The organism is Paenibacillus catalpae, from assembly GCF_900112695.1.
Taxonomy (GTDB): domain Bacteria; phylum Bacillota; class Bacilli; order Paenibacillales; family Paenibacillaceae; genus Pristimantibacillus; species Pristimantibacillus catalpae.
Map to the genome: position 1 here is coordinate 310,272 of NZ_FOMT01000002.1, position 26,368 is coordinate 336,639.

Below are 26,368 nucleotides of genomic sequence, written 5' to 3' on the forward strand. Positions count from 1 at the left end.
AATGAAGAAGATAGTTATACTTGGAGCTACAGTTATCCTAGCTTTTGCTTTAAGCGCTTGCGGTAAAAGCTCGGACCAAGGGCAGAATCACCAGGGAATGAATATGAACCATGGCATGGACATGGAACACTCATCTTCAGATAAGCTTCCTGCAGGGCTAAAAGATGCCACAAATCCAAAATTTAAAGTGGGGAGTCAAGCTGTCATACAAGACGACCATATGCCTGGAATGAAAGGCGCGGTTGCAACCATCGTTGGTGCCTATGACACTACGGTTTATACCGTTTCGTATGTTCCAACTACAGGCGGAGAAAAGGTTACGAATCATAAGTGGGTTGTTCAAGAGGAAATTATGAATGCGGGTGATCAACCATTTGCTAAAGGCGATGAAGTAACGTTAATGGCTGACCATATGAAGGGCATGAATGGAGCTAAGGCAACGATTGATTCTGCCGAGCAAACAACCGTTTATGTGGTGGATTATACACCGACAACGGGTGGCGCTCCGGTTAAAAACCATAAATGGGTGACAGAGAGCGAGCTTTCTGTAAAATAAAATGGTGACGACATACACTTGGGGTCAGTTCAACAAAATGGCAAAGTCATAACACTTGCAGAGGTTCTTTTTAAGGTTAATCTGCCCGGTTGCATAGACTGGGCTTAAGTTTTTAACATTAAACTTAAGGAGGATGACTATGGATAGCCTTCGGTTCGACCCTGAAAAAAAAGATCAATTGGATTCACTAGAACGGAGAAAGTTATTACCAGCTGATAAACTTTTGAACCTACTTCCAATTGAAAAGAATCATGTAGTACTGGATTTAGGGGCAGGAACAGGTTATTTCACTATTCCGGTATCACATATGACGCAGGGAACCGTATATGCGTTAGATATTGAATCGGAGATGTTGGATCACTTAAAAGGTAATATCCAAGACCAGCACATTTCAAACATTCAGTTGCTTGAAGCGTCCGTGGCAGAAATCCCTTTACCAAATAACTCGATCGATATCATTATCGCATCATTGGTACTACATGCGGTGAAACCATTGTCAGCAGGACTATCCGAGATTGTGCGTGTTATGAAAGAAGGCGCTCATATACTTTGTTTCGATTGGGATACGAAGGATAGCCCCATTGGACCTGAAATGGGCATTCGGGTGTCATCATCAGATATGGAAAAAGCATTGACAGATGCCGGCCTAACCGTTATGAAACATGTGACACCTACAGAGTATCTGTACATTTTTATTGCTAAAAAATAGAGAAAATGAGCAGCCCATTTTTATATTGGCTGCTTTTTTTGGCATAGGAGAAATTCTAAGGAGGCAAACGTGAAAAAGTGGTTGCCAGTCATCATTTATGTAATCGTCATTATGCTTATTCTTATGAATAAAGAACAGTTTATAACTTGGATTCAACGAAGAGATTCAACAAACATTATGGTAATTTTGATAATAGCAACGTTGTTTGCTTTGTTCCCAGTTGTTCCTTATGGGTTAGTTGCTGGGGCTCTTGGGGCGAAATTTGGTTTTTTTACGGGTGGCGTTATTAATATCCTGGCATCATCCTGTGCCGCATTTATCATGTTTTTAATTTTCCGCTACACATTTTCCGGACCTGCAAGAAGAATTATTGTGCGATATAAAAGAGTCGAACGTTTCACCAAAATGTTCGAAGCCAACGCATTTTTGGCAGTGTTATTCGCTCGCCTCATCCCCATTATTCCAGCGCAAGTTGTAAATATTTATTCAGCAATTAGCCGAATCAAATTTATTACTTTCACCCTAGCGACGGTCTTGGGTAAAATCCCTATAATGATGACGTTCGCTTTACTGGGCGATCAATTTTTTACGAACACGACTAATTCCGTTATTACGGTCGCTCTATATTTAGGATTTCTTCTACTGGTTTATGTTATATATGTCCGACGAATACGTGCTTAAGATTTTGAAATTGATGCAACAATCATGTCTCTATTGGTCTGAACGTTACTGGTAAGCAAGTTGGTTCCAGTGAAGAAGAGATAGGCAACACAAACTACTTGAGAGAAATTCTGCAAGTTCGTAGATCGGGTTTCGCTTGAAAAGTTGAAGAATACCAACGGCTGACTTGAATAAAATATGCAAAAGAATGCAAAGGAGAGGACTTAAGATGAATGAACCTTTAAAAATCTACACGATACCGACCTGAAGTGATTGCAACTATGCCAAACGCTACTATAGTAGGCAAACAAGTGAAAATATAATAGCTGCAAAAGAGCATTTTGAAAATGACGCAACGGATTTAATATTATAAATCAACCATCGAGCTATCATGATTGATCCATCCTAGTTAATAGATCACGTTTTCCACTAACCCATAAGCCCAAAATAATAAAAAAGACTATCCAGACCCACCAATATATTATTGATTCGAAAAATGTCTATGATAAAGGCCATTGAGTTTGCAAGACAAAAAAGTTATAAGGAAGCAATTCATGAGATAAGCAAGCAATTGAACACAGACGACTGCCAAAGGCAAGCCATCTTGATTATTCAGCAAATGTTAAATGCATATACGGAATATAGCAGTAGCTCAATTATGGATTTCTATGAATTAATAAAAACCACAACTTCATTTCAATTACCTAGGTTCCAAAGTAGAAGTGATGGTCCAACGTTAGCCGAATCTTTTTATAGGGGTACTAAATACTCTGATCTAGCTCTACTTATCAAGAATCAAGAAAAAGTAGGATGCGATCGAACTATTCACCAAGCAAAGGGCAGCGAGTTCAAAAATGTATTAGTCGTTGTAAAACCAAAACCTAATACAAACTATGATGAGAATAGAGATTTGGGTTTCTTGCTGAACCCAGATATAAACAATGAAGAGCACAGAGTTTATTATGTAGCTGTAAGTCGAGCTCAAGAGAATCTTTATCTTTATATTCCGAGCCTATCAGTAACTGCTGCGGGCAGGTTGGACGGGGTTTGTGAAATTAAGTATTTATAAGGTTACTCTCATTTATAAGCAGCTACTTTAGTGAAATGAATAAGGATAACTTTGATGGATGGAATAAAAATAAAGTTGTAGAGTGACTAGGGAGTAAAGGTTGAAGGACTTCATGAATTAAATTTTATGTCGTGGCAATCCAAGCACTACCGACAAAAATTAAACTAAAGGAGCTATGAACTTGACAGCTTTGTCTTTTATCTTTTCTACTTTAGGTATTATTGTCACATTAGTAGGTTCATTAGAAGCCGCTATGGGTTTTATTGGGACAAGAAATAAGGATTTGTTCGGACAAGCGAGTACATATTGGTCATTTAATCCTGAGTTATATGAGTCTCTTGTACAACAACGTGACAAAACAATCGGAGGATTTGTATTAATCTTTTTAGGTACAATACTTCAGTTACTATCTGTTACTGTTAACGGCAAAATCACTGTCAATATTGATAGGGCCTATTATCTGATATTATTGATTATATCGTCGATCGTTATTTTTTTAATTACTGAACTCGTAATTAAGCTAGTTTCAAATCGAAATATTAATTTGTTCTTAGTACCGCGTTATTATAAAGAGTATCGAGCTAATGTAGAAGCACTAAAAGGTGCTACTGAAGAAATCTCAATAAAAAGTAAAAAAGCAAATATAGAGAACTATCTTAATAAATTAGGTAAGAGATTAAGAGTTAATAAAGACAAATACTTCGAAGATCCAAATAAGTTTGAAGTAGAAGTGATTAGAAGGGCAAATAATTATCCAAGTGAATTTAAAGAGGAGTGAAGAATAACTCGAATCGTCACTCTGATGTTAATACGGTATTGTGGATGGATATTTGATGAAATAACTTTACTCGGTTATTCCATTGTGACTTCCATGCACAGATGTTTGAAAAACAGCAATAGCTGTGGCCTCAATCGGACGTATTAATAATCTCAACTCTTCATGTTGAGATATTTGAGTCGATTAGGAGAAGAACTAACATTACCAGACTATTATTAACAGCAGCTGATTACTTGTCAGCTGCTGTTCTATTATGCTAACGGGCGTTTAGTGCAACTTAAAACTTAAGAGTAAATGTGGTATGTATAAGAAGGGGTGTTTAGTTGTCAGTTGTATAAAAAGACTGCCGTTTCTCAACTAAAGTGCATGTTCATTGTTACTATCAGGATAAAGGGGAGTATCTGGTTTATAACTGTTAAATCAACAAAAAGTCTTCTTTTATAGAAGAAATTGTCTAGTTTATTCTTGTAAAACACGCGGTTTTTGGAGCTATTCTGTCTCGTTTATAACCGTTACCCACAAGATTAGTGATGATGAATGAGTAAAGGTTATAGTTGAGACACATTACGGGATAAAGTGAAACAATTTTCAATACAGGTTTGAGACAATTCAGAGAACCAGTAGTGGCAGAAAGCCTTGTTACTACTGGTATTTTTTGTTTTTGTGTATAAGTGTCATGTGACTATGGCGTAACTTGTTCCGAAGTAACAAACTGCGATTTTTAAGCGCGTATCAATCTTGGAAAAGTAAAGTTTTAAGACTGAAAAATATAGAGGGAGGATAATTCAATCATTTTATCGAACACCTAGGCAATGGGGGGAATTACGACACTTTGAAAAGTTTAAAGGAATAAACGGCAAACGCACACAACGACAAGGAGTGAAGTTATGAAATTATTGCTTACATCTGCAGGCATTAATAACAAAAGCATTCACGACGCGCTAGTTGACATGCTGGGCAAGCCGATCGCCGACTCCAATGCCCTATGCATCCCCACCGCGATGTACGGACACCCCTGGGTCGGCCCCGGCGTTAAAGCCTGGGAGTTCATCAGCGGGAATTCCGAGAATCACATGGTCGAACTGGGCTGGAAGTCCGTCGGCGTGCTGGAGCTCACAGCGCTGCCAAGCATCAACAAAGACCGCTGGGTGCCGCTGGTTCGGGAGACGGACGTCTTACTGGTAGGGGGCGGGGACGCTCTCTACCTGTGCCACTGGATGCGGCAGTCCGGACTGGCAGACCTCTTGCCGTCGCTGCAGGCCGTTTATGTGGGAATGAGCGCCGGGAGTATGGTGATGGCACCAAACATTGGGGAATTCTTCGTTGGCTGGACTCCACCTACCGGTGGTGATGAAACGCTGAGTCTGGTTGATTTTGCAATATTTCCGCATCTGGACCACGAGATGCTGCCAGGTAACACCATGGCTGCTGCAGAGAGATGGGCCGCTGGGATGCGAGGGCCGACGTATGCGATTGATGATCAGACCGCCATCAAAGTAATCGACGAAGCAGTCGAAGTTGTTTCCGAAGGGAATTGGAAACATTTTTTGACCTGATTAACTCCGATATGCAGTTAACGGGGGAACAATAGATCAGCTACACGAAAGCAGCCGGAGTATCACGTTCGGCTGCTTCTTTGTTGAACTGAAGGGCAAGATAGTTCCAATATGTGGCAAGATAATGCAAAGACTGATTGATGTGGTTGTTTGGACCTTAATGATTACATCTCGGTTAAAGGAGAGGATACCAATATTTAAGTTTTTAAAGGTTTTGTTTTTATTAACTTTATCATTGTTGATAATTACTGGATATAGTTCTGAACAATCATACAAAACTCCTGAACAAGCATTCGCATCATCAAATATTGAATCCAAAATGGATAATGGGGTCAGGGATGGTTGAAAAGAGTACCGAACCATCAATTTCTTTTTCATGGGCTAATCTAGACCAAATGAAAAAAGCAGGAAAAGGGTACCTTTTATTCTGGGGAAGCGTAAACAACGAAGAGATAGATAGATTACACATCACTTATAATAATGATTGGGATCTTAATGAAGATGCTTTATTTTTTGATTCGGATCTTGGCTTTAGAATTTGGTATGTTGTTTCAACAAATTATTACGGAACAGTACCAGGAATTAAAGCAACGGGCTATGATAAAGAAGGGAAAATTGTATTTCAGAATTAAAATCTACTCATTCTTATTTAAGTTATATATCCTTACTGTTACGCTAACGGGCACGATAGCACAATAAATATCTTTGATGAAGCTGCCAGCACGATCGACAGCCGATCCGGGAATTCATCGGTCTCATGGATCTCGATCAGATCGCGACAACCCGGTTAATTACACAGCCTGCCGGCGAGATCCTGCAGGCTGTTCAGCTAACGAGAACTATAGCTCAACCAATAAAGCTGCAGCAGATTGGAGGATCTGTTGCAGCTTTTGTTGAAGTAAAGGGCAGGTAGCTGAATGAATTCGCTCGTGAATATCACGTTATACGAAATCACAATAAAATAATAAGTTAGCAACTCAAGGAGGATTATATGAAGACCGTCATCTATATGGTTAGGCATGCCGAATCACCATACACTGAAGGAACCGAAAGAACAAGAGGACTCACCATTAAAGGCAAGGGGGATGTTGAAAAAGTTACAGAGATTCTTAAAAAGGAAGAAATAGATGTTATTATATCTAGCCCGTATAACCGAGCAATCCTGAGTGTTGAGGGATTGGCACAATACTTAGGATTAGATATCAAAACATTTGAAGACCTCAGGGAAAGGTATTTTGCTGGAGAAATTATTGATAATGCTGAGTTAATGTCAGCTATTAATGAGAAATTTTATGATTTTGAATATTCTTTACCGGGTGGTGAGTCTAATTTTGATTGCCAGAATAGATCGATGTCCGTGTTGAAAAACATATTAAAAGAACACTCTGGGAAAAAAATAGCTATTGGAACACATGGACTTGTAATGACTTTAATGATGAATTATTTTGATTCAAGTTATGGTTTGGATTTTTTAAATCAATTAAAGAAACCAGATATATATAAATTGATTTTTGAAGATTTAGAATTGAAAGAAGTAATAAGACTGTGGGATGAGGATTTTGGATTAAACTACCACTGAGTCTATGTCAATCCAGACTTACAGTTTTTAACTTCCAATGTGTAAGTATAGGTGCTAATATTTATAAAACAATTAATTTCTCGCTTAATTGTGAAATTATGGAGGTTTAAATGAAGAAAACAGTATTAGTATGTGTAAGTGTAATGAGTGGCGCTTTAATGATTGGTCCAATGAGTTCTTATGGCGCAAATGATGATTATGATGCATATGGTGGAGTAAACGGTTTGCTTTCTGAGGGTAGATTATATGCCCCTCTCCGTAGTATGGCGACGAATAATCTATTCCGATACGATGAACAACTTGATAAATATCTTGAAGTGAAAATAAATTGGAATCAGAAGACAAAAACTGCTTCATTAACTAAGGGCGGGAAGACTTTTAATGCTACTGTTGGTAATGGAGTATTGTTGAGAAATGGTGCGGTGTATGTACAATTTAGAGCTTTAAGTAACTTCTTCTATCCGAACGACTATATCAAATGGGATACATCTACTTTGACAGGAAATTCTGAGCACATTACGGTTTATGCTCGTCCATTGACAGATAATCAAGCATTGACTCTTGCAACAAATGCGATGTCCAATAAGAAACACTGGATTCAATTTCATAAAAATAACGTAGAAATAGGTCTTCCTGAGTCAGAGTATATTCAATGGAATAAAAGTCTTACTAAATTTAAAGCGGTCTTTAATTCAAATGGGATTGTTGGCGATTATGACTATAGCTATGGAATTGGAGCTGAGATGACTAAGAAGGTTAATGATTGGACTATTACTTCATTTAATTATTTCGATAGTACAAGAATATATTATCCTTAATCATCACCTGATCAACCGCTAGCCCGGTCATTAGTGGATAGGCGTTAAAAAAGGAACACTTCTTCATTGATGGTGATGTCCTTACTCGATTACGTGATAATATTTGGTTAAATCGTGAAGCGCATGTACAAGAGAGCCGTATGGGAAAGCATCCCTACGGCTCTTTAATTTTTGGCTTTGTTATACCGTGTGATGTTGATTTTCCTATTAAGCTAACGGGCAGGTTAGTAACAAAATGTTACCTGATGATTAAAACCGCCCGATCTCATATTGGCAATCAAGTTCACTCGAAGGGGTATACTTAGCTAATGAAGAAATCACTAACCTTTCGACAGGTCACTGGCGAAAGTGCATATGTTTGTGTCGCATGGACTATACGGAAAGGCTTTCGCCGGCATGCATGGATGCAATCGATGCGATGATGCCATATCATCGAGACTTATATAAGAGGAGAATAACAATGACAACAATGTTTAATGAGTTTCCACTTACGGTTACAATCGGCGGTGAGTTGACCGTAAACAGGATCGGGTACGGTGCGATGCAGCTGACCGGACCGAAGGTCTGGGGCGAATACCCTGACCGTAATAAAGGGATCGCGTTGCTACGTGAGGTGATCAACCAGGGAGTCAATTTCATTGATACTGCCGATGTATACGGCCCGCACTCCAACGAGGAGCTAATCCGCGAGGCTCTGCACCCTTATCCGGAGAACTTGGTGATCGCCACCAAGGGCGGCTTCGTTCGGGGCGGTCCCGATTACACCGACATGAGTGCCGTAGGAAACCGGTATTACATACGTCAATGTGCGTACATGAGCATGCGGCGTTTGGGTATCGACCACATCGACCTCTACTATTTGCACACACCGACGATGACCGACGTGCCTTTCGAGGAGATCATCGATACACTTGCAGGAATGCGAAAGGAAGGTCTAATCAGGCAAATAGGCCTGTCCAACATCAGTGCAGACCAGCTTCGGATTGCAATGAGCATCACCGAGATCGCCGCTGTCACGGCGCATTACAATATCGGTATCCGGCTTGGAGCAGAGTTGATCAAGGCGGCAGACAAGGCCGGAATCGTCTTCTCGCCGTGGCACCCGGCTGCCGTGCCGTCAGGCGAGGAAGGCAAAAGGTTCCGCGACGTTCTGAACCCCATTGCGGAGAAATATCGCGCCACAATCCAGCAAACCGCTCTAGCTTGGCAGCTGCATCGTTCGCCTCGGATGCTGCCAATCCCCGGGACGACTAGCATCGATCACCTCAAGGAGAATCTCGTTGCTGCAAGCCTCTGCTTGTTGCCGGAAGAGGTAAATGCGATCACCAGGCTTGTCCCTGAAGACGAATGAGGGGTTAAGCTCTCATTTGTTGGTGCTTCAAATAACACTATGTCACGCATCGGTCGGCTATTCGCCCTTGGTTCGGGTCGTTAAGCTAACGGGAACTTTAGCTCAATAAGACAGCACGGCAGCTCACACGTGATGAGCTGCCGTTTTCTCAACTAAGGCAAACTTAATAGTTGAACGTATTCATTTATGTGACTATGAGGATGCAGTGTAATTAAGCAAACGGACAGTAAATTGGCGAAAGTTATTTTTTAACCACAGGTACCCAAAATTCGCCGTAGAAAGTGCCCTCGCCGTTATCTTTGCGATAGGTGGCATTTGGACCGCCGATATAAGCATAATCCGTGATCTGGGATAAGACTTCGCCAAAAGCAAGGTATGTCAACTGATCAAACAAAGTTTCCTTGTCGCCATTTCCCGCGACCACGATGTACTCGCTCTCCGGAAACTCGATAATGCGCGTTGCGTCTGCCACTGACTTTCCAGCTTCCACCGCGAAATAATTCCACGGCTTGCCTTGATAAACCTCGTTCACTGACCATTCGCGCTCATCTTTTGCAGCGTCTTTGAGCTTAGTAAATCGCCCGTCAGCCTTGAGCCTGCCCCAAAACTCGGCTTTTTCCTTTTGCAGAGCTGTCATGTCTTGAAAATTGGACTGGATTGAAAAACCGTAAGCGGTCAATGTGAATGATTTTTTGTGTTCAATTGTGTATTCTGCCATGTGGGCTCCTTTCAAATTACACTAAGATTAGTCTTCAATTTTTTTTGCGCGAAGCCACATTTCACCGTAGAATTCACCGTTTTCAGCTGCTTTGACGAAGGTTGAGTTACCAGGACCTACATATTTGTAGTCTGTAATTTCTTGCAGCATGCCGCCGAAAACTTTGCCTGTGATTTCATCGGCAAGGCTGTCTTTATCAGCGCCTGTGCCAGGCACAACGAGGTAGTCGCCAGCGAGGAATTCGAGGACGACCGCGTCTTCCACATTAAAATCACCCATCACGCCGAAGCCGCGCCAAGCCTTGCCATCGATCACATAATTGATTTGATATTGTTGCCCGTCAGCCAGAGCGAGAAGTTCAGCAAGCTTGCCATTTTCAGTGATTTCAGCCTTTTTCGCTGCCGTTTTTGCTGCATTGCCTGCCCAGTCGTTGAAGTCCTCAAATGATACACCGAAAGCCGTCATTTTGTAGTTTTCCGAGATCGTTTTGATTGAGTAGTTAGACATTTTGTTCTCTCCTTCGTGGATTTACTTTTACAAGATTGATTCTATTTGCCGAATGTATCAAAAAATGATACTTTTTTGATACAATAAAATCATGAAGAAAACAGAACGAGTAAACCTAATCATGCGCTACATCAATAACCGCGCACATTTTACGATTGCCGAGATTCAGAGGGAGTTCAAGATTTCCCGTGCGACGGCGATCCGCGACATTAACGAGATTCAGGCGATGGGTTTTCCACTGACGACCGAGCTGGGGCGTGGTGGAGGTTACCATGTCCTACAAAATCAGTATTTGCCCGCAGCACGTTTCACGCCAGATGAGCTGAAGGCGATATTTATCAGTTTTATCGCTTCGAAAAATTCACAGCTGCCTTATCTGCAAAATCGCCGCTCCATCACTGAAAAACTCATCGGCATCGCGTCGCAAACGCAGCAAGACGAGCTAATCGAGCTGAATAATATTTTGCTTTTCGAAAATACCAATCCTGCTAATCCGAATCTTTTGGAGCTCGATGATACAGCGCCTCCGGAACTAAACCAGTTGATTTCTCTTGCTGTGCGAGATAAGCATTTACGCATGACCTATGAGCCGAGTCCTGGCTGGCCACAGTTACTGGACGTTTTTTTGCTTCATATTTTTAACTCGAACGCCCAGTGGCTGGTCGAGGTTTATGATTTTGATACGGATGAGTTTCGTTATTTGCCTGTTGATTTGCTGCGGGATTCTGCCATTTCTGAGCATGAGATGAAGTACTCTGAGCAAGAGATTTTAAACAAAAAACGGATTGGTGCACGTCAGTCCAATCTTGTCGTGAAGCTTGATACGACTGGGATTCAACGCTTTAAACGCATGCACCCGCCGGGGATTATTTTGTCCTTTACTGGAATGTTTCAATCGAGCGGGATTTTTAATGTTCAGTTGGATGTGACCGATGTTGAGGCGCTGTCTTATTACGCGGATTGGCTTTTGTTTTTGGGGAAAGGAGTCGTGTTTGAGCGTATTCCTGAAGAGCTGCGCTTGATTTTGGAGGATCGTTTAACCAATTTAAGATTTTCTTGAATGAGCAAAAAGAAAACAAGAATTAATAAGCAACCGCCAAATGACTAGATGCTAATAACTCTTGCCGTTCTAATCTTTCCACCTCATCATCATGTAAAGCTGCTCGACGCTTTAGGAGTTCATATGTCTCGCTCCACTCGTCAGGGTATCTTGTTCGTTGAATTCGCTTATTCAGTTCTCCAAGGGCATGCTCTACGTTATTTCTAAATTGTTTCCATATCATCTTAGCTTTGTAATAGTCACCATTATTACGATTAGCATTTACTACGTCATAACAGAGCTTGTCTTTCTTGGATATCTCCATACTAATTTCATCAACTTTAAAAAGAATTTCTCTTTTGAGTTTGGCGTCATTCTCTATAGTTGCGATCATTTCGGCCATAATAGCAATGATATTTTGATTATTTTGAGCTGAGTGATTAATACTTTTAGCGAGTTGGGTAGTCATAGATTTTTCCCTCCTAGTAACGGGGAGCGTTTTATAAGGTGCTATTACCATTCTGGTTTTATATCATACTGTTCGTTAGAAGGGGCTTTTTTTAGTCACTAAGCAAGTGATTAAGAATAATTACATTTCTGGATTTCGTTGTGTTACTCAATAAAGGGGAGATAGTTTGTTATAAAAAGAGACCATTCTGCAAAACGAGAAATGGAATGGGCCAAGGGGGGAAGAGGAAAAGTCATTCGGTATAAAGAATTCCAACCAGGTCAAGGAGCTTGGGCATTATCGTACTTATTGACTGGCAGAGTTAATGAATATGCCGGAAGGGTATTGGCAAACGAGACTGTAGTTATACCTCAATGGTTAGAGTTAAATAGTGTGTATATTGGTGAAGGGTTACCTTATAATCAAAGGTTTGGAATACGCGATAAAACAATTCGACAACAACTGATGGCTGGCGATGGTAGTTACACTGTTGAGGAAATTGTTGAGCTATTAGACTTAGCTCCTTCTAGATTAGATCGAACAATTAAACATATAAGTAACGAAGATGGAATGCGTCTGTAGGGATTGGTTTGGCTCACCAAAGAGTTATTTATTGTTTTCCTTGGTTTGATAGTCATTTTAAACACATTAATCGAGTAAGGCTGAGACATTGTTCAAGTGTATTAAAAACGCACCAGACCATCACAATTATTCCGTCAGACGATCCATCATATTTAGAAAATATTGCTGATGAATTCATATTTCTTTAGGCATCACAAACATCAGGAGAAGACTTCGATAACAATGTATAATTAGCCTTTCTGGATGGAGATAATATTGAAGTCAATTGTTCTGCCGAAGAACGTTGACGTGAAGATATGGACGGTAGACATTCACAAATGTCTACCGTCTTTTCTTTGATATTGGGTGCTAAGATGATTTCCTTGTCTTGTCTAAACGAACGGGCAGGATAGCTTAACATGAAGACTAATTTCATCTGACATTCATTCAATGGGATACCTTTCGCGTATGAATTCAAGAAATATATTCGAAACGGGGGTAAGTCTCTTATCTTTTTTCCAAACTACTCCAATCGAAAGGTCGCATTTCGGTTCATTCACCTTTAACCAGACTAACGGATGATTTTGAAGTCCTAACGTTTTTGGCAACAAGGCGACTCCAAATCCAGCAGAAACCAGGCCGGCAACCGTATCCAACTCATCTACCTGAAATACGGTTTCGGTTGAATCTGCGTTGTTTCGAACAACTTATTGATTGTGAAGCTTAGTCCGCAGGATGATTTTAACCCGATATAAGGCTCCTCCTGCAGTTCTTCCAAACTTATGCTGCTTTTGCTAACCAGTGTCATTAACTCGTGATTGGAACTCTGATGCAATTCGAATCTGACGTCAGCGTATCGTTCCCGGAATGAACCGAGCAAGGATGGAATGAGCTTGGCTCCGAGCATATGAAGGAAACACAGAGAGATTATTCCCGTCGAAGGATTGATTAAATTCGCAATCTCTTGCTTGCTCTTCTCAATTTGCATGACAACAAGCTTGGCCCGTTCCAAAAAAAGGCGTCCATATCGATTCAAAACCAAGTTGCGGCCGCTGCGTTCAAATAAAGTCACGCCTAACTCTTTCTCCAGAGCTGCGATGGAACGACTTAAAGCAGGCTGAGTTAGGGATAGTTCTTCCGCAGCAGCTGCATGTCGAGGAGTCCGGCAATGCTCATGGCCTGCCTTTATTCATGGTGGATCGCAGAGTCACTTATGTTGGAATAAGCAGATTTATTCTGAGCTCGCTTCGGATTTTCGGTTGGTCACTATGGATTTGCGGGGTCATGGTCTTTCGGAGAAACCAAAAAACGGGTATGATGATGCGCAGTTATGGGCGGATGATATTTACGCCATCATTCAGGAGTTGAATTTAATACAGCCGATATTAATCGGTTGGTCGTCGCGGGAATTCCAATTCTCGATTATATCCGTGTTTATGGAGAGAAAGATATTGGGGGCATCTGTTTTGTCGGGGCTATAACCCGGCTAGGCAGGGAAGCTTCTATGGTTTATTTGGGTGGCGCCACGCTGCAGTTTTCAACAAGTTTTTTTTCAGATGAACCGATGATAAGAGTAAATGCACTAGATCAGTGGTTGAAGCAATGTGTTCATCACAAAGAGCTATCACAAGAGGAGCATTATTTCTTTCTCGGATGTAATGTAGTCGTTCCGGCTTATGTTCATCAAGGAATCTTCACCAGGCAAGTGACGAATGACGATCTGTTAGCATCCCTTACCAAGCCAGTCCTAGTAGCACAAGGAATGCACGATCGAACAGTCAATCTTGGAGTCGGGCAGCGAATCGCTGGAATAACTGGGATACGTTAGCTGGTGACGTTCTCAACCAGTCGAAACATCCATACTTGCAGGCGCTGCTGTCCGCTGTTCCAACTCCTGATCCCGAAGTTGCCAGGGCGATGTCGGAGCGGCCGCTGCGCAGTCTTGGAGATGCCAAGCGCCGCAGGGAGAAGAGATGAAGGAATGTAACCTCAAGCTGCAAACTGTACCGTATACTTTCCCATACATGATTTGCAAGTTAGTTCCAATATGTGTATCCCGAGTTTTTGAAGTCAGGCATAGAGGAGAGTGTGGTTAGTGGTTAATGAAAGAAGGCCATCCATTAGAGGATGGCCTTCAAACTGCTGATATGAGCGCACCAGAACATCGCCTTTTGACTCGCGATAATTAGGTCACGGGCTTTATTACTTTTCCATCATTTGAAGCAGATCTGCCAGTACCTTCGCTGTCTCGCCCCTTGTCGTGTTGTTGGAAGGCGCAAAGAGATTGTTCGGCATGCCGTGAATAATACCGGCACGTTGTGCTTTCTTGACTGCATCGATAGCGTAAACGGAAATTTTTGCTTCGTCGCCGAAAGGCGCTGGCATATCCGCTGAATTCTCCAGCTTGTAGCCGAGCAAATCCGTCATACGCACCAGGATGACAGCCATTTGTTCGCGCGTAATATTTTTGTTCGGCGCGAATGTTGCATCGTTCATTCCGAGCACGATTCCGTTCTTGTTCGCCCAGGCGACATAAGGCGCATACCATGCGTTTGCGCTGACGTCGGCAAATGTGCTGCTTGTGTAAGCTGACACGTCCGCTTTGGCAACGCCTGCAATCAGTTTCACGAACTCGCCTCTTGTGATCGCTTTATTCGGCATGAACTCATGCTCGCTGACACCTTGAACGATGTCTTTGTGAGCCAGGTAGTAAATGGACGATTTTGCCCAGTGGCTGTTGGAATCCGTAAAGTCGACCAATTTCTGCGTTGTCAGCACGTACTCCGCAGCTTCGGACGAAGTGAACGGGATGGATACGCGGCCGTCCTCGTCCACCGTGAACTCGCCTTGCAGCACCGGTGTTTTGTCCGCGGCGTGAATGGCGTACAAGAATACTTTCTTATTCTCGTAGTTGTCGCCTGCGTTCACTTGCAGCGTCATTTTGCCCGGCAGAGTGCCTTGATGGTTCAAAGCAAGGCCCAATGCGACCTGCTCCGGATTCACCTGTACAGGTGTCGCTACCTTGCCGATTGATGCTTGAGGAGTAAGCTTCACGCCTAGATCAAGCGAATCCGCGATGGCAGGATTCGTGATGTCTTCAGCGCGAACCGTCCATTGATAATTGCTGCCGACGAATGTCATCGTTTTACCTTGCGCTTTGCTCAATTTCTGGAACACATCGGCAGGAACCGCACTGTTCTTCGACAAATCATAGGTTTCGTCGTCAGTTGATGGATTACCCGGAATGGAACCGGTGCTTTCCCGAACCACCGTTAGAGCGGCGACAGCCTGCAAACCGCCGAATTTGGCCGTGATTTCTTCTTCGCCTGCGTTCACGCCTGTCAGTCTTCCTTCTTCATCTGCCTCCACGTTGCCGTTCTTAAACGTGAATGCTACGTCTTTCGGATTCAGCGCATAGACGGCGCCGTAAGCGTCGGTCGCTTTGATCGTCGGAATGAAGGTATGGCCGACTTTGACGACAGAGTCAACAAGCAGTTCCAGTTTGACCGGCTTCACACCTGCCGGATCAACTGTTTCGACCGCGACGGTGTTGCTCTTGCCGCCTGAGGTTCCCGTGATTGCGGCCGTTCCTAGTGCATGGAAAGTCACAACGCCGTTTTTATCCACGCTTGCGATTTTCTCATCGCTGGAGCTCCATGCGATATTGACAAGCTCATGCGTGTTCAGCTGAGCCACATACTGGCTCGGATATACCCTGAAGTCCCCGTATAGATCCATTTGAACCTGGGACCCGACGATGGCCTTCATTTTGCCGGAAAGAATCGCATCGTTTTTAACATAAACGCTTGATAACAACGGATCGAAGCCGTAATTCATTTTTCCGTTCGCAACCGATATGGTACCATTGCCCAGCAAATCCCCATCCGTGTGAGAGACGTAGGTTTTATTTGCCGCGTTGCCGCCGATAAAGTATTTAACACCGTCTACATCCCAAGATTGCAGCGTATGCAGATGTCCGAACAACGTGAAGACTTCCACGTTCTGATGCTGCTTCTTGTAGTTGCCCAAGATGGACTCCATTTTGGCTACGTCTTCAGGGTTCATCTCGTGCGCGGTGCCGAACGTATCTCTCGAGACGACATGGCTGACGACAAGCACGTTTGGCTTCGTGTTCTTAGCAAGCACTTCCTCCAGATAATGAAATTCCGTAGAGTCGGATTCGGTAATGCTCTGAATAAAGGCGCTATTCAGGAAAATGATTTGCATATCCCCGAATTCAAATTGCATTGTCGGGGAGCCGAAGGTTTTAAAATAAATGTCCAAGGTGTTCTTAAACGCTTCGTGATTGCCGGCCAGTACGAAGAAAGGCTTCGCTCCAAACCATTTCGTGGACTCGGCCGCACTGTCATACTGCGCCTGAGACCCGTCATCGACAATATCGCCTGTGTGAATAATGAGCGACGAGTCGCTTGCTGCAGCCCGTTTAAAGATCGGCTCGGCAAAAGGCGACAAGTGCGTATCCGGAATGACCGAAATGCTGAAGTTATCGGTGTCTTTCGGCTGCGCGATCGAAGCGATGTTCAGTTCATCCGAATACGCAGGCATCTTATTGCCCGCATTGTCTGTCGCATTGATGGTCAGCGTATACTTGCCGTCCGGCAGATTGCTTTGAGGTTCAGCATAGCCCCAACCGGTATTCGCATCGTAGTAGACGGGCAGAACGATGTCGTTAAGCTTGACCGAAATATTTTCGCTCGCCACTTTCGACTTCTCGTCGAGCAGGTTGAACGTTACCCGGGGCTCCGGAATCTTGACTGTCACATCGGAAGTCGGCGTCACCTTCGTGATTGTCGGTGCGTCCGTGTCCGGCGTCAGGTCGACATGATACGTTTTATCGATCCATGGAACCGATTGGTTGGAGGCCAGGTCATAAGCTTCTACAAAAACGTTGTAATCGCCTGCGGCTAAATTCTCGAGTTTGAAGCTGAGCAGGCCTGTTGTTTCATCGAACGTGTACGCCTGATCCGTATTGTTGACCTTGACCGTGATTCGGTCACGATTGACCCCGGACAGCTTGTCTTTGATGACAGTTGAGAAATTGATTGTATTGCTGTACACATTGCTCGACGAAGGGGTGGTTTCCGTAAATTCAGGACCGCTGAAATCCGTCACTTCATCGGTGTATAGGAACTTCATATCGTCGAAATAAATCGAACCCGTGTAAGGCGCCTTCGATTTGTCCGTTTCAACCGAGTACAGATAGTTCAGTCTAATCGGCAGCTGCCAGCCCTGAGGAATGGCTACCTCAACATACTTCCAGCCGACCCAGTTGACGTCCTGGGTTTCGCTTGTCAGGTCCACTGTCTTGTTGGCATTGCTGCCGTCTTTGAAAATCGCTCTAAGCCAAGGTGCTTTGCCGTCTCCGTATACCCAAACTCCGAATTTCTTCGGATAAACGTCGGTTTTATATGTGGAGTCCATTTGCGCGGCGAGTTCGTCCGGCCATTTGCTTCCCGTGTACCAGTGCGGAATCCAGTTTAAGGTTCCGTTCAATTGTTTGGTCCAAAGGGAAAAATCATAGTCCAATTTAAAGCTGTTCTTACCCGAATGCTTGATGTCCGAGGAAAGGCTCAGCATCGTGCTGTTTCCGGCGCTTCCCGCATACTGGTTGACATTGCCGTAGCCGTAACCGCCGAGGTTATAGCCCTCGATCGGATAAGTTTCAAAATCGTCGATGACCTGTTCCTTCAGCCCGACCGAGATGGAAGCCGTAATGGTCTGGCTGCCGATCGTCGCCGTCAGCGTTCCGGAGCCGTGCTCCGCAGTTGCCGTAACAAGGCCGCTCTCGCTAACCGTCCCGATATTTCCTGTTAAGGTCCACGCGGCCTGCGAAGGATCCACGATCACCTTGCCGCCGGAGGCATCAAAAGCGATAAATTCAAATTGGCGCGTTTCGTCCTTCTTCATGACCACGCTGGTGTTGGCCGTAAAAGCGATCGAAGCGAACGAATCCACGACATTCACTTTCGCGCTGCCCTTGACGCCGTTAACGACGGCTGTCACTTCACCGCTACCCGGTTCCTTTGGCGCGGTATAGTGTCCTTTTTCATCGATGGTGCCAAGCGTCGTTTCCCATGTTACCGGATTGGCGGCGTTATCGATGATGTTTCCGAACTCATCCGTTACCCGATAGGAGAAATCGTATCCGGAGCCTTGATAAAGCGTAACGTTCTTATCCACGACCACGTTGCCGACATTGCCAGTCCTGGTTGCGGTGCTGGCGAACAGCAAAGAACTCGTGACCACCCGCGAACTGTTATCACTCGGATGGTTGACGGTAACCGGACGATCGCCGCCTGCTTTGCGGACAATCATCTCGGTCGAGCCGCCGCCGTCCAGGTTCAGCGCATTTATGGCTCCGTTATCTACCAAATATTTGGCGAGATCGGGAAGCGAGGTACCGATACTGTCGTTGAACGCCGTGCTCGGCTTGTCGACCGTCACGACAATAAGGCTTCCGTCCGCTCGGATGCCGAGTGCCGTCCGTGCATTGGGACCTGTCGTGAACGCAGTTTTGTCGGGCATCTCATCAGCCGTCAGCGCGCGCCCGTCACGTACAAGCCACGTGTTGAAGGCAACGGACGTTGCGAGGTTATTGTTGAGCGTCCCGTCAACGAATGAGTCATAGCGGAAATTCACTTCGTCTCCCTTTGCCATCGCTTCGATCGCGGCCTTCTTGTCCCCGTAACCCGCCAATGCGACATACCCTTCGGGAATTTCAAAGCCGTCGGCCGTATAAATGTTCTCAACCGAACCGCTATACTCTTGACCGGGAATAACGCCGGTGAAATTGTCGACGCGAACCAATGCAAATGCGGCATTTCCTTGGGCGTCTCCGTAGAAGTGCGTCAGTTTATGATCTCTTGTAATGTCGGCCGTATCGATGACAAACGCGTTGGACACGCCTTGATTTCGATTGAACAAGTCAACGTCATAATCCGTTTGATTTACTGTTACCGAACCTTCCACATGCAGAGGGCTAATTCCGGGCTTCTTGTCTTGGTTCATATAGAAGCTGGTGCGGTAGGAACCGGATTTCTCGTCCGGTCCCTGGCTCGTAATAAGCTCCCCATCCTTCAGCATCATGCCGAGCGGCATCCCCGTGCTCATATCGTACATATCGGCGTTGACGCCTGCTACAATCTGATTGCCTTTCAAAATCTCCCGCTGCGCTTGATCGCCGATCGTTTCCATAGCATTAACGGTATCCGCCGCCTTGCCGGAAAGGATGGTCGTATAGCTGTCGGCAGGATTGATCTCCAGCTTATTCACTCTCATGCGATTGCCGGTATTGTAATAATTGCTAATATCTTCTTCGGTATATTGAATGCCGCTGGATATTTTCTCATTCGTTAAAACATGCATATTGTCTGTTGGCGCAGATTCAGCTCGTACAGCTACAGAACCAAAGGTCAAATTGAAGGCAGCTGTAACGGTTAAAGCAATCGCCGTTGTGATCTTGTACTTGTTGATTAAATTTCCCACAGGGTCCATCATCCTTACTTTGTTTATTTGTCGTGACTTGATTGTTTCGTGACTCCACTCCTGACATTAGTACGATTCATTTTGTATACGCTGGTGAATTCTCCCTCTCTATGTAAATTCCTAAACCAAGCAATTCTATCAATACTTTGTCAAGGGGATGTCAAAATCATATTAAGTTCTCATGTTACACAGGTTCCCATAAAAATTTCATAGTCAAATAGATAGCCAAGTAGGAAGGAGGGCGAGAATAATAATATGCTGGGAAAATAAGGAGGAGGTTGGGTGGTGGGGGATCAGCTAACTGGGAACATTAGTCCAAAACAAAAACCGGCAGCAGATCAGTGATCCGCTGCCGGTTTTTGTTGAAGTAAAGGGAGTTGAATTAAAACGAACAATCCTATCATTAACCCATTTTTCTATAAATAGTTTTTAGTCTAGCCAATAGCTGGCTATTAGTCCATGCTGATGAAAAACAACTCGCGTACACTGTACAATCTTTATAGGAGGTGTCGTGTTGAGTCCCGCTATAAAAAAACGGTGCAAAAAGAAACCCATTATTGTATGCCATCCAAAGGGCAAAAAAAAGAAACGTCATCCGCATAAGAAGCATGTTTGTATAAAGTGCCCCCCGCTAAACGGACAGGAATTATTAAGAGGACTTGGGGGAGCAATTGCAGAGGCTGGGCCTCAAGGACTTGCAGGAGCGCTTGGACCTCAAGGATTAACAGGCCTTGTGGGAGCAATCGGCGCACTTGGTCCTGAAGGACTTGCAGGAGCACTTGGACCCCAAGGAGCAGCAGGCCTTGCAGGAGCGATTGGCGCGCTTGGACCCCAAGGACTCGCAGGAGCACTTGGAACCCAAGGAGTAGCAGGCCTTGTAGGAGCGATTGGTTCACTTGGACCTGAAGGACTTGCAGGAGCACTTGGACCCCAAGGATTAGCGGGGCTTGCAGGAGCAATTGGCGCAGCTGGAGTGACGGGTCTAACAGGAGCAACGGGACCAGCGGGACCAGCGGGACCAGCGGGACCTGCAGGGCCGACAGGCGGAGTATTAGGCTTTGCGGACTTCTTTGCCTTGATGCCTCCTGACAATGCAGCAACTGTGGCTCCTAATACGGACGTTAGTTTTCCGCAAGATGGCCCAATTAGCGGGACAGCAATTACCCGTTTAAATGCGAGCTCATTTAACTTGGCTGCAATTGGCACATATCAGGTTTTGTTTCAGGTAAACGTAAACGAAGCGGGTCAATTGCTTTTAACGCTAAATGGCGCTGACCTAGCTTATACGGTGGTTGGGCGTGCAACAGGAACATCTCAAATAGTAGGAATGGCGCTTGTGCAAACAACGGTCATTAATTCAGTACTCACAGTTCGAAATCCTGCAGGTAATGCCGCGGCACTCACAATTACTCCATTAGCTGGAGGGACCAGGTCGGATTCCGCACATCTTGTTATTATGCAGATCGCATAGAGGGTAAAAATCTATAATGGCTTAGTTTTTGGACGCATCCTCCGTATACACCTTATAGAAGGGGAGATGGGATGCTCTCTATCTGACATAGAGAGTATCCCTGTTAGATATTTAGCTGGAAAAGGTACATAAATTAGATTGATGAATACAAAGAGTTTAGTGAGTACATGACTGACGGCAGCTGGATTAACCAGTTGCTTTTTTTTTATGGGAGTAACGAGGCACACCGTAACCTTCGAACGGAAGGAGGCGTATAAAAGGAAAACATATGAATGGCGAAGAAGTCGAAGAAAGGGTGCAGAGCTTTGTCGAATAGAGCAAAGAGATTTCTTAAGTTATTTGCCAAAAATCTTAAAGAAGCCAAGGGACCAGGTCAATATAGCGCTAATGGGATTACGGTTATTTGTGTTCATTGTAATTACAATAGATTTGAAAAGGTTATGCACAGTTAAATACGGCTTTGTTGAGTTTCCTTAACCTTGATTTTGCTAATCGTTCAGTGAATCTATTAACTTGCGACCGTTGTGGTTATGTTCATTGGTTTAATAAAGAAATCACGAGAGTATATGACTGAATGGTAACATAGGCACCAGGGCTCGGTGTTTTATTGTCGGGGAAGGGAACGGTCTGGATGGACCGCTTCACTTTCGAAGTTGTTGATGAGCGTGTACCCACAACCAATTTGGAATTGACAACCGATCTGCTCGACGAGCCGATGAACCTCTCGTTTGAGGAAATTTAAAAAGAGAGGATGATGTTAATAGGGGTCTGTACCTTTTAGAGGTACAGACTTTTTGTTGTTTTAAAGGAAATAGCTGGATTACAAGTGAGCTGCGGCGCATGATTGACTGGATACAATAATAAACGATATAATTTCCTTGTTGTGCAAAAATTTTCTCAAGAATGGGAGGGAGCTCATATCAAACTTAAAGAAATTGCAAAAAAAGCAAATGTCTCAATTAGCACCGTCTCCAGAATCATTAACAACCAGGGCAACTTCAGCGAGGAAACCCGCAGAAAAGTATTGGATATTGCGAATGAACATTTAAAGCCGGGGACCGCTCCCTCCAAGCTCGTAGGCATATCCTATAATATAGTCGTGATCGTACCGGGCGATAATGACTTCTTCGATAATGACCCGTCTACCTCTGCGGACTTGAATCACTTAAAGGATGAATTTGAAGCATACGGTCATCAGATTCATATTGTGAAGCATTACACGGACTTGCAGTCCTCTCCGGCCTATAAGCTATTGGGCGAGGAAAAAGTGGACGCAGCGATCATATTTGACCCGTTTGTTGGCGATAAGATGTTTGAAGAATTTAATAGACTCGGAATTCCGTATGTGTTTACGAATGGAAGAACCTATAAGACCGGTCAGAACTATATTGACTACGATAACCGAAAAGGCGCTTATGAGGTTATTCGGTATCTGCATGGTTTGGGGCATCGGCAAATCGGGATGATTGCGGGGCCGAAGAATCATCTGGTTAATTTAAACCGGCTGGACGGCTGCAAAGACGCGTTTCGTGATTTGGAAATGCCGTGGAGCGACACCAATGTTGTAATGGGTGCATTCGATCCCGCGCATGGTTATGAGTCAGCGAAACAATTGATGAGCGATCAGTCGTCTGTAACGGCGATTTTCGCCTTTAACGATATCATTGCTTATGGGGCTATGAAGGCATTGGCTGAGATGAACCTCCGTATTCCCAAGGACGTCTCCTTGGTGGGTTTTGATGATTTAAAGCTATCGGAATTCATGGTTCCGCCATTAACGACCGTTCGACGGTTTAGATATGATATTAGCTCAATCATCGTAAAAGTGCTGACGGAATGGATAACGAACAAGAATATTTCAGAGGTATACATTAGTCTTAAGACCGAGATCATAGAGCGGGAATCATGCTCAAAAGTGGCGAACAAGCTGTAACATGCTCTCTCCCGAATGAACCAAATAGCCGTTCTCAGATCATTCGCTGATCTGGGGACGGCTATTTGCGTTTTCAGTGATTGACGAAGTAATCGATGGTAGAATATACTAAGAACGCAAAATAGTTGCGCAACTTATTTGCATAAATTTTCACTACTCGAGGAGGGATGATTGATGAAGGGCATTTATTCAAGTCCATTTGTGAAAGCGTTTACGGTACTGTTGTCATTCGTGTTACTGACAGGAGGTTCATTTGCACTGCCGTTTCCTGGCAAAGCGTCGGCAGCGGTTGGTCCAATCACTGCGAATTTAACGGAAACACAAGAGGCGTTCAAAAATCCTCTAAAGGGATTTAGGCCTACTCGCTTTATGAATGACACAGGGTTTTCCAATCATGAATACGGTACTGTGTTTAAGCACTACATCAAATACACCGATTTGGAGAATGCGGCGTCCGACTCCGTCCAGAAGATTAAGGATTGGAGCAATACGGCGTGGGCTGGGATTGAAAGTCAGAATAAAAAGGTCATCCCTCGCGTATTCATCGTCTACCCGAACGGAGGAGAGTATTGGCCGCAAGGCGTTCCTCATGGAGACGTGACTACACAATGGACGACGGAAACATTGAAAAGCCGTCTGACGGCTTTCATCCAGAAGCTTGGTCAAGCTTGGGATAATGACCCGAGAGTCGCCTATATCGAGTTAGGTTTGTGGGGGAATTGGGGAGAGCATCATATTTGGCCGGATAAGCTTGCCGACGGGACTGACCGGATGCCGCTCACCTTCCAGACCGCGTTAGGCGACGCTGCTTCGCAAGCTTTCCAAAACAAGAAAGTACAGGTGAGGTATCCCGATACCTTCCAAAATTACAACTTCGGATTCCTGTGGGATTCATTCGCATTAATCGATGACCTGTCAGGCGGGGAAGGCATTGTTGCAAGAAATGTCTGGAGAACGCAGGTTAACGGAGGCGAGGTTGCCTACGATTGGGGACAGAAGCAAATTCAGCCGGGTGATTCTCCCAATGACACGTTAAGCGATCCGAACCATCGGAACTATGTCATCGACTGGATCAAAAAAACACATACAACAAGTCTCGGATGGATTGATCTGTACGATGCGGGCAATTCCGCCGTTTCGCAAGGAGCCGCTTTAATGCAGAAGGAATTCGGCTATCGATTCGTCATCAACCAGGCTACATATTCCGGCAGCGTGCAGCCAGGGGGGGCGATGAACGTGTCCTTTTCCGTTGTGAACAAAGGGGCGGCGCCGTTCTATTATAACTGGCCTGTGGAAGCCAGCTTGCTGAGAAGCGATCGTACGGTTGCCTGGAAAGGCATTTTCAACGGCGTGGATATACGGAACTGGATGCCGGGTGACGATTGGAACGCCGCGACGCGTCAATACAATCAAGCGCCTGCCGTTCAACAAGTCTCCGGTGCATTTACCATTCCATCCAATATGCCGGCGGGAACATATACTTTGGCACTTTCCATTCTGGACCCTTACGGTTATAAGCCAAGCGCCAGATTTGCCAATACGAATTATTATACAGGCGGCAGAACTCCGGTTGGTAAAGTGGGCATCGGTATGGATCCCGCTGACCAGAACATCGGGCCTTTCGATCAGCTGAAGCCGGATAATACGCTTTCGTATAACCTGACCCAAACGCCATATGACGGCGGCTATAGCGGCGGAGGAAGCGCGGATACTCAAGCGCCAACGGTTCCAGGGAATCTGGCAGTAAGCGGGACGACTTCAAGCAGTGTCAGTCTGACATGGTCGGCTTCAACCGACAACGTAGGTGTGACCAGTTATGATATTTACCGCGGAGGCGCACTCGCAGGTTCCGCAAACGGCAATACCTTTACGGATACCGGCCTAAGCCCCAATACGAGTTACAGCTACGCAGTCAGAGCCAAGGATGGAGCGGGGAACGTATCCGGCGCAAGCAGCTCTGTTAGTGCGACCACTAACGCTTCCGGCGGAGGCGGTACTTTGACGGCCTATGAAGCAGAGGCTGCTGCGAATACGCGGACTGGGGCAGCGATTATTTCCTCGTGCAGTACCTGTTCAGGAGGCTCGAAAGTGGGGTATGTCGGGAACAATGACGGCACTTTGCAATTCAACGGAATAAGTGCGTCGGCAGCAGGAACGTATACGATGACCGTGTCTTACCTCAGCGGCGAGGCTCGTTCCGCTCAAATACGAGTGAACGGTGGATCGCCTTCTACACTCAACATGCCGAGCACGGGAAGCTGGACCGCAATTGGCACCGCTACGGCGCAAGTACAGCTGAATGCAGGCAATAACACCATCCATTTCTCTAATCCGACGGGATGGGCACCTGACTTTGACCGCATTCAGATTAGCGGCGGCGGTAGCAGCGGTGATACGCAAGCGCCAACGACCCCAACCAATCTGAGCGTGCCTGGAAAAACATCGAGCAGCGTCAGCTTAGCATGGACCGCTTCGACGGACAATGTCGGCGTTACGCAGTATGTCATCTACAGAAACGGAAATCAAGCGGGCACGTCAGCTTCAACCAGCTTCACGGATACCGGATTAAATGCCAACACGGCATATACGTATACGGTGAAAGCGAGAGACGCAGCGGGTAATCTGTCGGCGGCCAGCGCAGCGGTTAATGTAACGACAAATGCCGGAGGCGGAACCAATGTCTTGCTGGTGGATAACTTCGACAACTCGCCAAGCTGGCCGGGAAGCAACGATCTTGGCAAATGGTCAGGCGCAAACAGTTTCCTGAACAATGCAGGCGTAATTGACTCAGGGGCATTGAAGCTGGAGTACAACAACAACGGATGGTTAGGCACGGATATTACCCAAAACATCGGCGGTTACTCGAAGATGGTGATTCGCATCAAAGGCGCAAATGGCGGCGAGCAGAATCATATCCAGCTTACGCTCGGCGGAGTGACCCAGACACTGGCGGATTTCAGCGGGGATGCGATTACAACAAGCTACAAGGATGTGGATATCGATTTGGTGTCAAAAGGGGTAGATCGTACCACCCCTGGCCAATTGACGATGACATTTTGGCACGGAGGCAACAGCTCCGTCTGGATAGACGAGATTCGTTTCGAATAAT

23 protein-coding genes and 2 pseudogenes are annotated in these 26,368 nt (G+C 44.9%); 18 read left to right on the forward strand and 7 right to left on the reverse strand.

The features are described from left to right. Position 1: 1 nt before the first annotated feature. The 11 genes from BM200_RS09125 to BM200_RS09170 all read left to right on the forward strand — a co-directional run bounded on the left by BM200_RS09125 (position 2) and on the right by BM200_RS09170 (position 9,076). Positions 2 to 556 carry a YdhK family protein gene (locus BM200_RS09125; protein ID WP_091184194.1) on the forward strand — a complete coding sequence of 185 codons (555 nt, stop codon included), beginning with the start codon at positions 2 to 4 and terminating at the stop codon, positions 554 to 556. Between the two features lie 139 nt (positions 557 to 695). Continuing rightward, positions 696 to 1,265: a class I SAM-dependent methyltransferase gene (locus tag BM200_RS09130; RefSeq protein WP_175532804.1), complete on the forward strand. Its 570-nt coding sequence runs from the start codon at positions 696 to 698 to the stop codon at positions 1,263 to 1,265. Positions 1,266 to 1,334: 69 nt separating this feature from the next. After that, entirely contained in the window at positions 1,335 to 1,946 is a 612-nt protein-coding gene (locus BM200_RS09135; RefSeq protein ID WP_091184199.1) for a TVP38/TMEM64 family protein, read from the forward strand. A gap of 481 nt (positions 1,947 to 2,427) precedes the next feature. Beyond that, positions 2,428 to 2,994 carry a 3'-5' exonuclease gene (locus BM200_RS09140; protein WP_175532805.1) on the forward strand — a complete coding sequence of 189 codons (567 nt, stop codon included), beginning with the start codon at positions 2,428 to 2,430 and terminating at the stop codon, positions 2,992 to 2,994. A gap of 181 nt (positions 2,995 to 3,175) precedes the next feature. Beyond that, positions 3,176 to 3,772 (forward strand): hypothetical protein, encoded by a 597-nt coding sequence (locus tag BM200_RS09145; protein ID WP_091184205.1) that lies wholly within the window; start codon positions 3,176 to 3,178, stop codon positions 3,770 to 3,772. 887 nt (positions 3,773 to 4,659) lie between these two features. Beyond that, complete coding sequence (locus BM200_RS09150; protein WP_091184208.1) at positions 4,660 to 5,328, forward strand: Type 1 glutamine amidotransferase-like domain-containing protein; 669 nt, start codon at positions 4,660 to 4,662, stop codon at positions 5,326 to 5,328. A 338-nt stretch (positions 5,329 to 5,666) separates the two neighbouring features. After that, the gene (locus BM200_RS29655) at positions 5,667 to 5,960 is read left to right on the forward strand and encodes a hypothetical protein (protein ID WP_139230768.1); all 294 of its coding nucleotides are present in this window, start codon (positions 5,667 to 5,669) and stop codon (positions 5,958 to 5,960) included. Positions 5,961 to 6,085: 125 nt separating this feature from the next. Further along, positions 6,086 to 6,241: a hypothetical protein gene (locus tag BM200_RS29955; protein ID WP_175532806.1), complete on the forward strand. Its 156-nt coding sequence runs from the start codon at positions 6,086 to 6,088 to the stop codon at positions 6,239 to 6,241. 78 nt (positions 6,242 to 6,319) lie between these two features. Next, on the forward strand, positions 6,320 to 6,907 hold the full coding sequence (locus tag BM200_RS09160) for a histidine phosphatase family protein (RefSeq protein ID WP_091184213.1): 588 nt from the start codon (positions 6,320 to 6,322) through the stop codon (positions 6,905 to 6,907). Between the two features lie 110 nt (positions 6,908 to 7,017). Then, positions 7,018 to 7,725 (forward strand): stalk domain-containing protein, encoded by a 708-nt coding sequence (locus BM200_RS09165; protein ID WP_091184218.1) that lies wholly within the window; start codon positions 7,018 to 7,020, stop codon positions 7,723 to 7,725. A 460-nt stretch (positions 7,726 to 8,185) separates the two neighbouring features. Next, positions 8,186 to 9,076, forward strand: a complete 891-nt coding sequence (locus BM200_RS09170) for an aldo/keto reductase (RefSeq protein WP_091184222.1) — start codon at positions 8,186 to 8,188, stop codon at positions 9,074 to 9,076. Between the two features lie 241 nt (positions 9,077 to 9,317). Here the strand turns inward: BM200_RS09170 and BM200_RS09175 are convergent, their stop codons facing one another. After that, the gene (locus BM200_RS09175; protein ID WP_091184224.1) at positions 9,318 to 9,794 is read right to left on the reverse strand and encodes a GyrI-like domain-containing protein; all 477 of its coding nucleotides are present in this window, start codon (positions 9,792 to 9,794) and stop codon (positions 9,318 to 9,320) included. A 27-nt stretch (positions 9,795 to 9,821) separates the two neighbouring features. Further along, positions 9,822 to 10,301 (reverse strand): hypothetical protein, encoded by a 480-nt coding sequence (locus BM200_RS09180; RefSeq protein WP_091184227.1) that lies wholly within the window; start codon positions 10,299 to 10,301, stop codon positions 9,822 to 9,824. 91 nt (positions 10,302 to 10,392) lie between these two features. Between BM200_RS09180 and BM200_RS09185 the strand changes: the two genes are divergently transcribed. After that, positions 10,393 to 11,361, forward strand: coding sequence for a helix-turn-helix transcriptional regulator (locus BM200_RS09185; RefSeq protein ID WP_281248358.1), 969 nt, complete (start codon positions 10,393 to 10,395; stop codon positions 11,359 to 11,361). 22 nt (positions 11,362 to 11,383) lie between these two features. Here BM200_RS09185 and BM200_RS09190 read toward each other — a convergent pair whose 3' ends face one another. Then, on the reverse strand, positions 11,384 to 11,809 hold the full coding sequence (locus BM200_RS09190; RefSeq protein WP_091184232.1) for a hypothetical protein: 426 nt from the start codon (positions 11,807 to 11,809) through the stop codon (positions 11,384 to 11,386). A 201-nt stretch (positions 11,810 to 12,010) separates the two neighbouring features. On the opposite strand from BM200_RS09190, the gene BM200_RS09195 reads away from it, so the two are divergent. Next, positions 12,011 to 12,370, forward strand: coding sequence for a hypothetical protein (locus BM200_RS09195; protein ID WP_091184233.1), 360 nt, complete (start codon positions 12,011 to 12,013; stop codon positions 12,368 to 12,370). Between the two features lie 422 nt (positions 12,371 to 12,792). Here the strand turns inward: BM200_RS09195 and BM200_RS30805 are convergent, their stop codons facing one another. The 3 genes and pseudogenes from BM200_RS30805 to BM200_RS30810 form a co-directional block, all read right to left on the reverse strand. Further along, on the reverse strand, positions 12,793 to 13,005 hold the full coding sequence (locus tag BM200_RS30805) for a LysR substrate-binding domain-containing protein (RefSeq protein ID WP_091184236.1): 213 nt from the start codon (positions 13,003 to 13,005) through the stop codon (positions 12,793 to 12,795). A gap of 5 nt (positions 13,006 to 13,010) precedes the next feature. Further along, the gene (locus tag BM200_RS09205) at positions 13,011 to 13,421 is read right to left on the reverse strand and encodes a LysR family transcriptional regulator (protein ID WP_139230769.1); all 411 of its coding nucleotides are present in this window, start codon (positions 13,419 to 13,421) and stop codon (positions 13,011 to 13,013) included. 6 nt (positions 13,422 to 13,427) lie between these two features. Further along, positions 13,428 to 13,538 (reverse strand): annotated as a pseudogene (locus tag BM200_RS30810) (LysR family transcriptional regulator); the annotation flags it as partial. Between BM200_RS30810 and BM200_RS30815 the strand changes: the two are divergent. Continuing rightward, positions 13,537 to 13,830, forward strand: a complete 294-nt coding sequence (locus BM200_RS30815; protein ID WP_091184240.1) for an alpha/beta fold hydrolase — start codon at positions 13,537 to 13,539, stop codon at positions 13,828 to 13,830. The pseudogene BM200_RS30810 and the gene BM200_RS30815 sit on opposite strands and share 2 nt — an antisense overlap. A gap of 721 nt (positions 13,831 to 14,551) precedes the next feature. On the opposite strand, the gene BM200_RS09220 is transcribed toward BM200_RS30815, so the two are convergent. Beyond that, on the reverse strand, positions 14,552 to 19,855 hold the full coding sequence (locus BM200_RS09220) for an S-layer homology domain-containing protein (RefSeq protein WP_175532807.1): 5,304 nt from the start codon (positions 19,853 to 19,855) through the stop codon (positions 14,552 to 14,554). A 733-nt stretch (positions 19,856 to 20,588) separates the two neighbouring features. On the opposite strand from BM200_RS09220, the gene BM200_RS09225 reads away from it, so the two are divergent. The 4 genes and pseudogenes from BM200_RS09225 (at position 20,589) to BM200_RS09240 (ending at position 26,367) form a co-directional block, all read left to right on the forward strand. Continuing rightward, on the forward strand, positions 20,589 to 21,326 hold the full coding sequence (locus tag BM200_RS09225) for a collagen-like protein (RefSeq protein ID WP_245772958.1): 738 nt from the start codon (positions 20,589 to 20,591) through the stop codon (positions 21,324 to 21,326). A gap of 598 nt (positions 21,327 to 21,924) precedes the next feature. After that, positions 21,925 to 22,068: pseudogene (locus BM200_RS29660) on the forward strand (AraC family transcriptional regulator); the annotation flags it as partial. 141 nt (positions 22,069 to 22,209) lie between these two features. Continuing rightward, complete coding sequence (locus tag BM200_RS09235; RefSeq protein WP_175532808.1) at positions 22,210 to 23,259, forward strand: LacI family DNA-binding transcriptional regulator; 1,050 nt, start codon at positions 22,210 to 22,212, stop codon at positions 23,257 to 23,259. Positions 23,260 to 23,433: 174 nt separating this feature from the next. Further along, a complete protein-coding gene (locus tag BM200_RS09240) occupies positions 23,434 to 26,367 on the forward strand; it encodes a DUF4832 domain-containing protein (protein ID WP_091184253.1) in 2,934 nt (977 codons plus the stop codon). The last annotated feature ends 1 nt before the right edge of the window (position 26,368 follow it).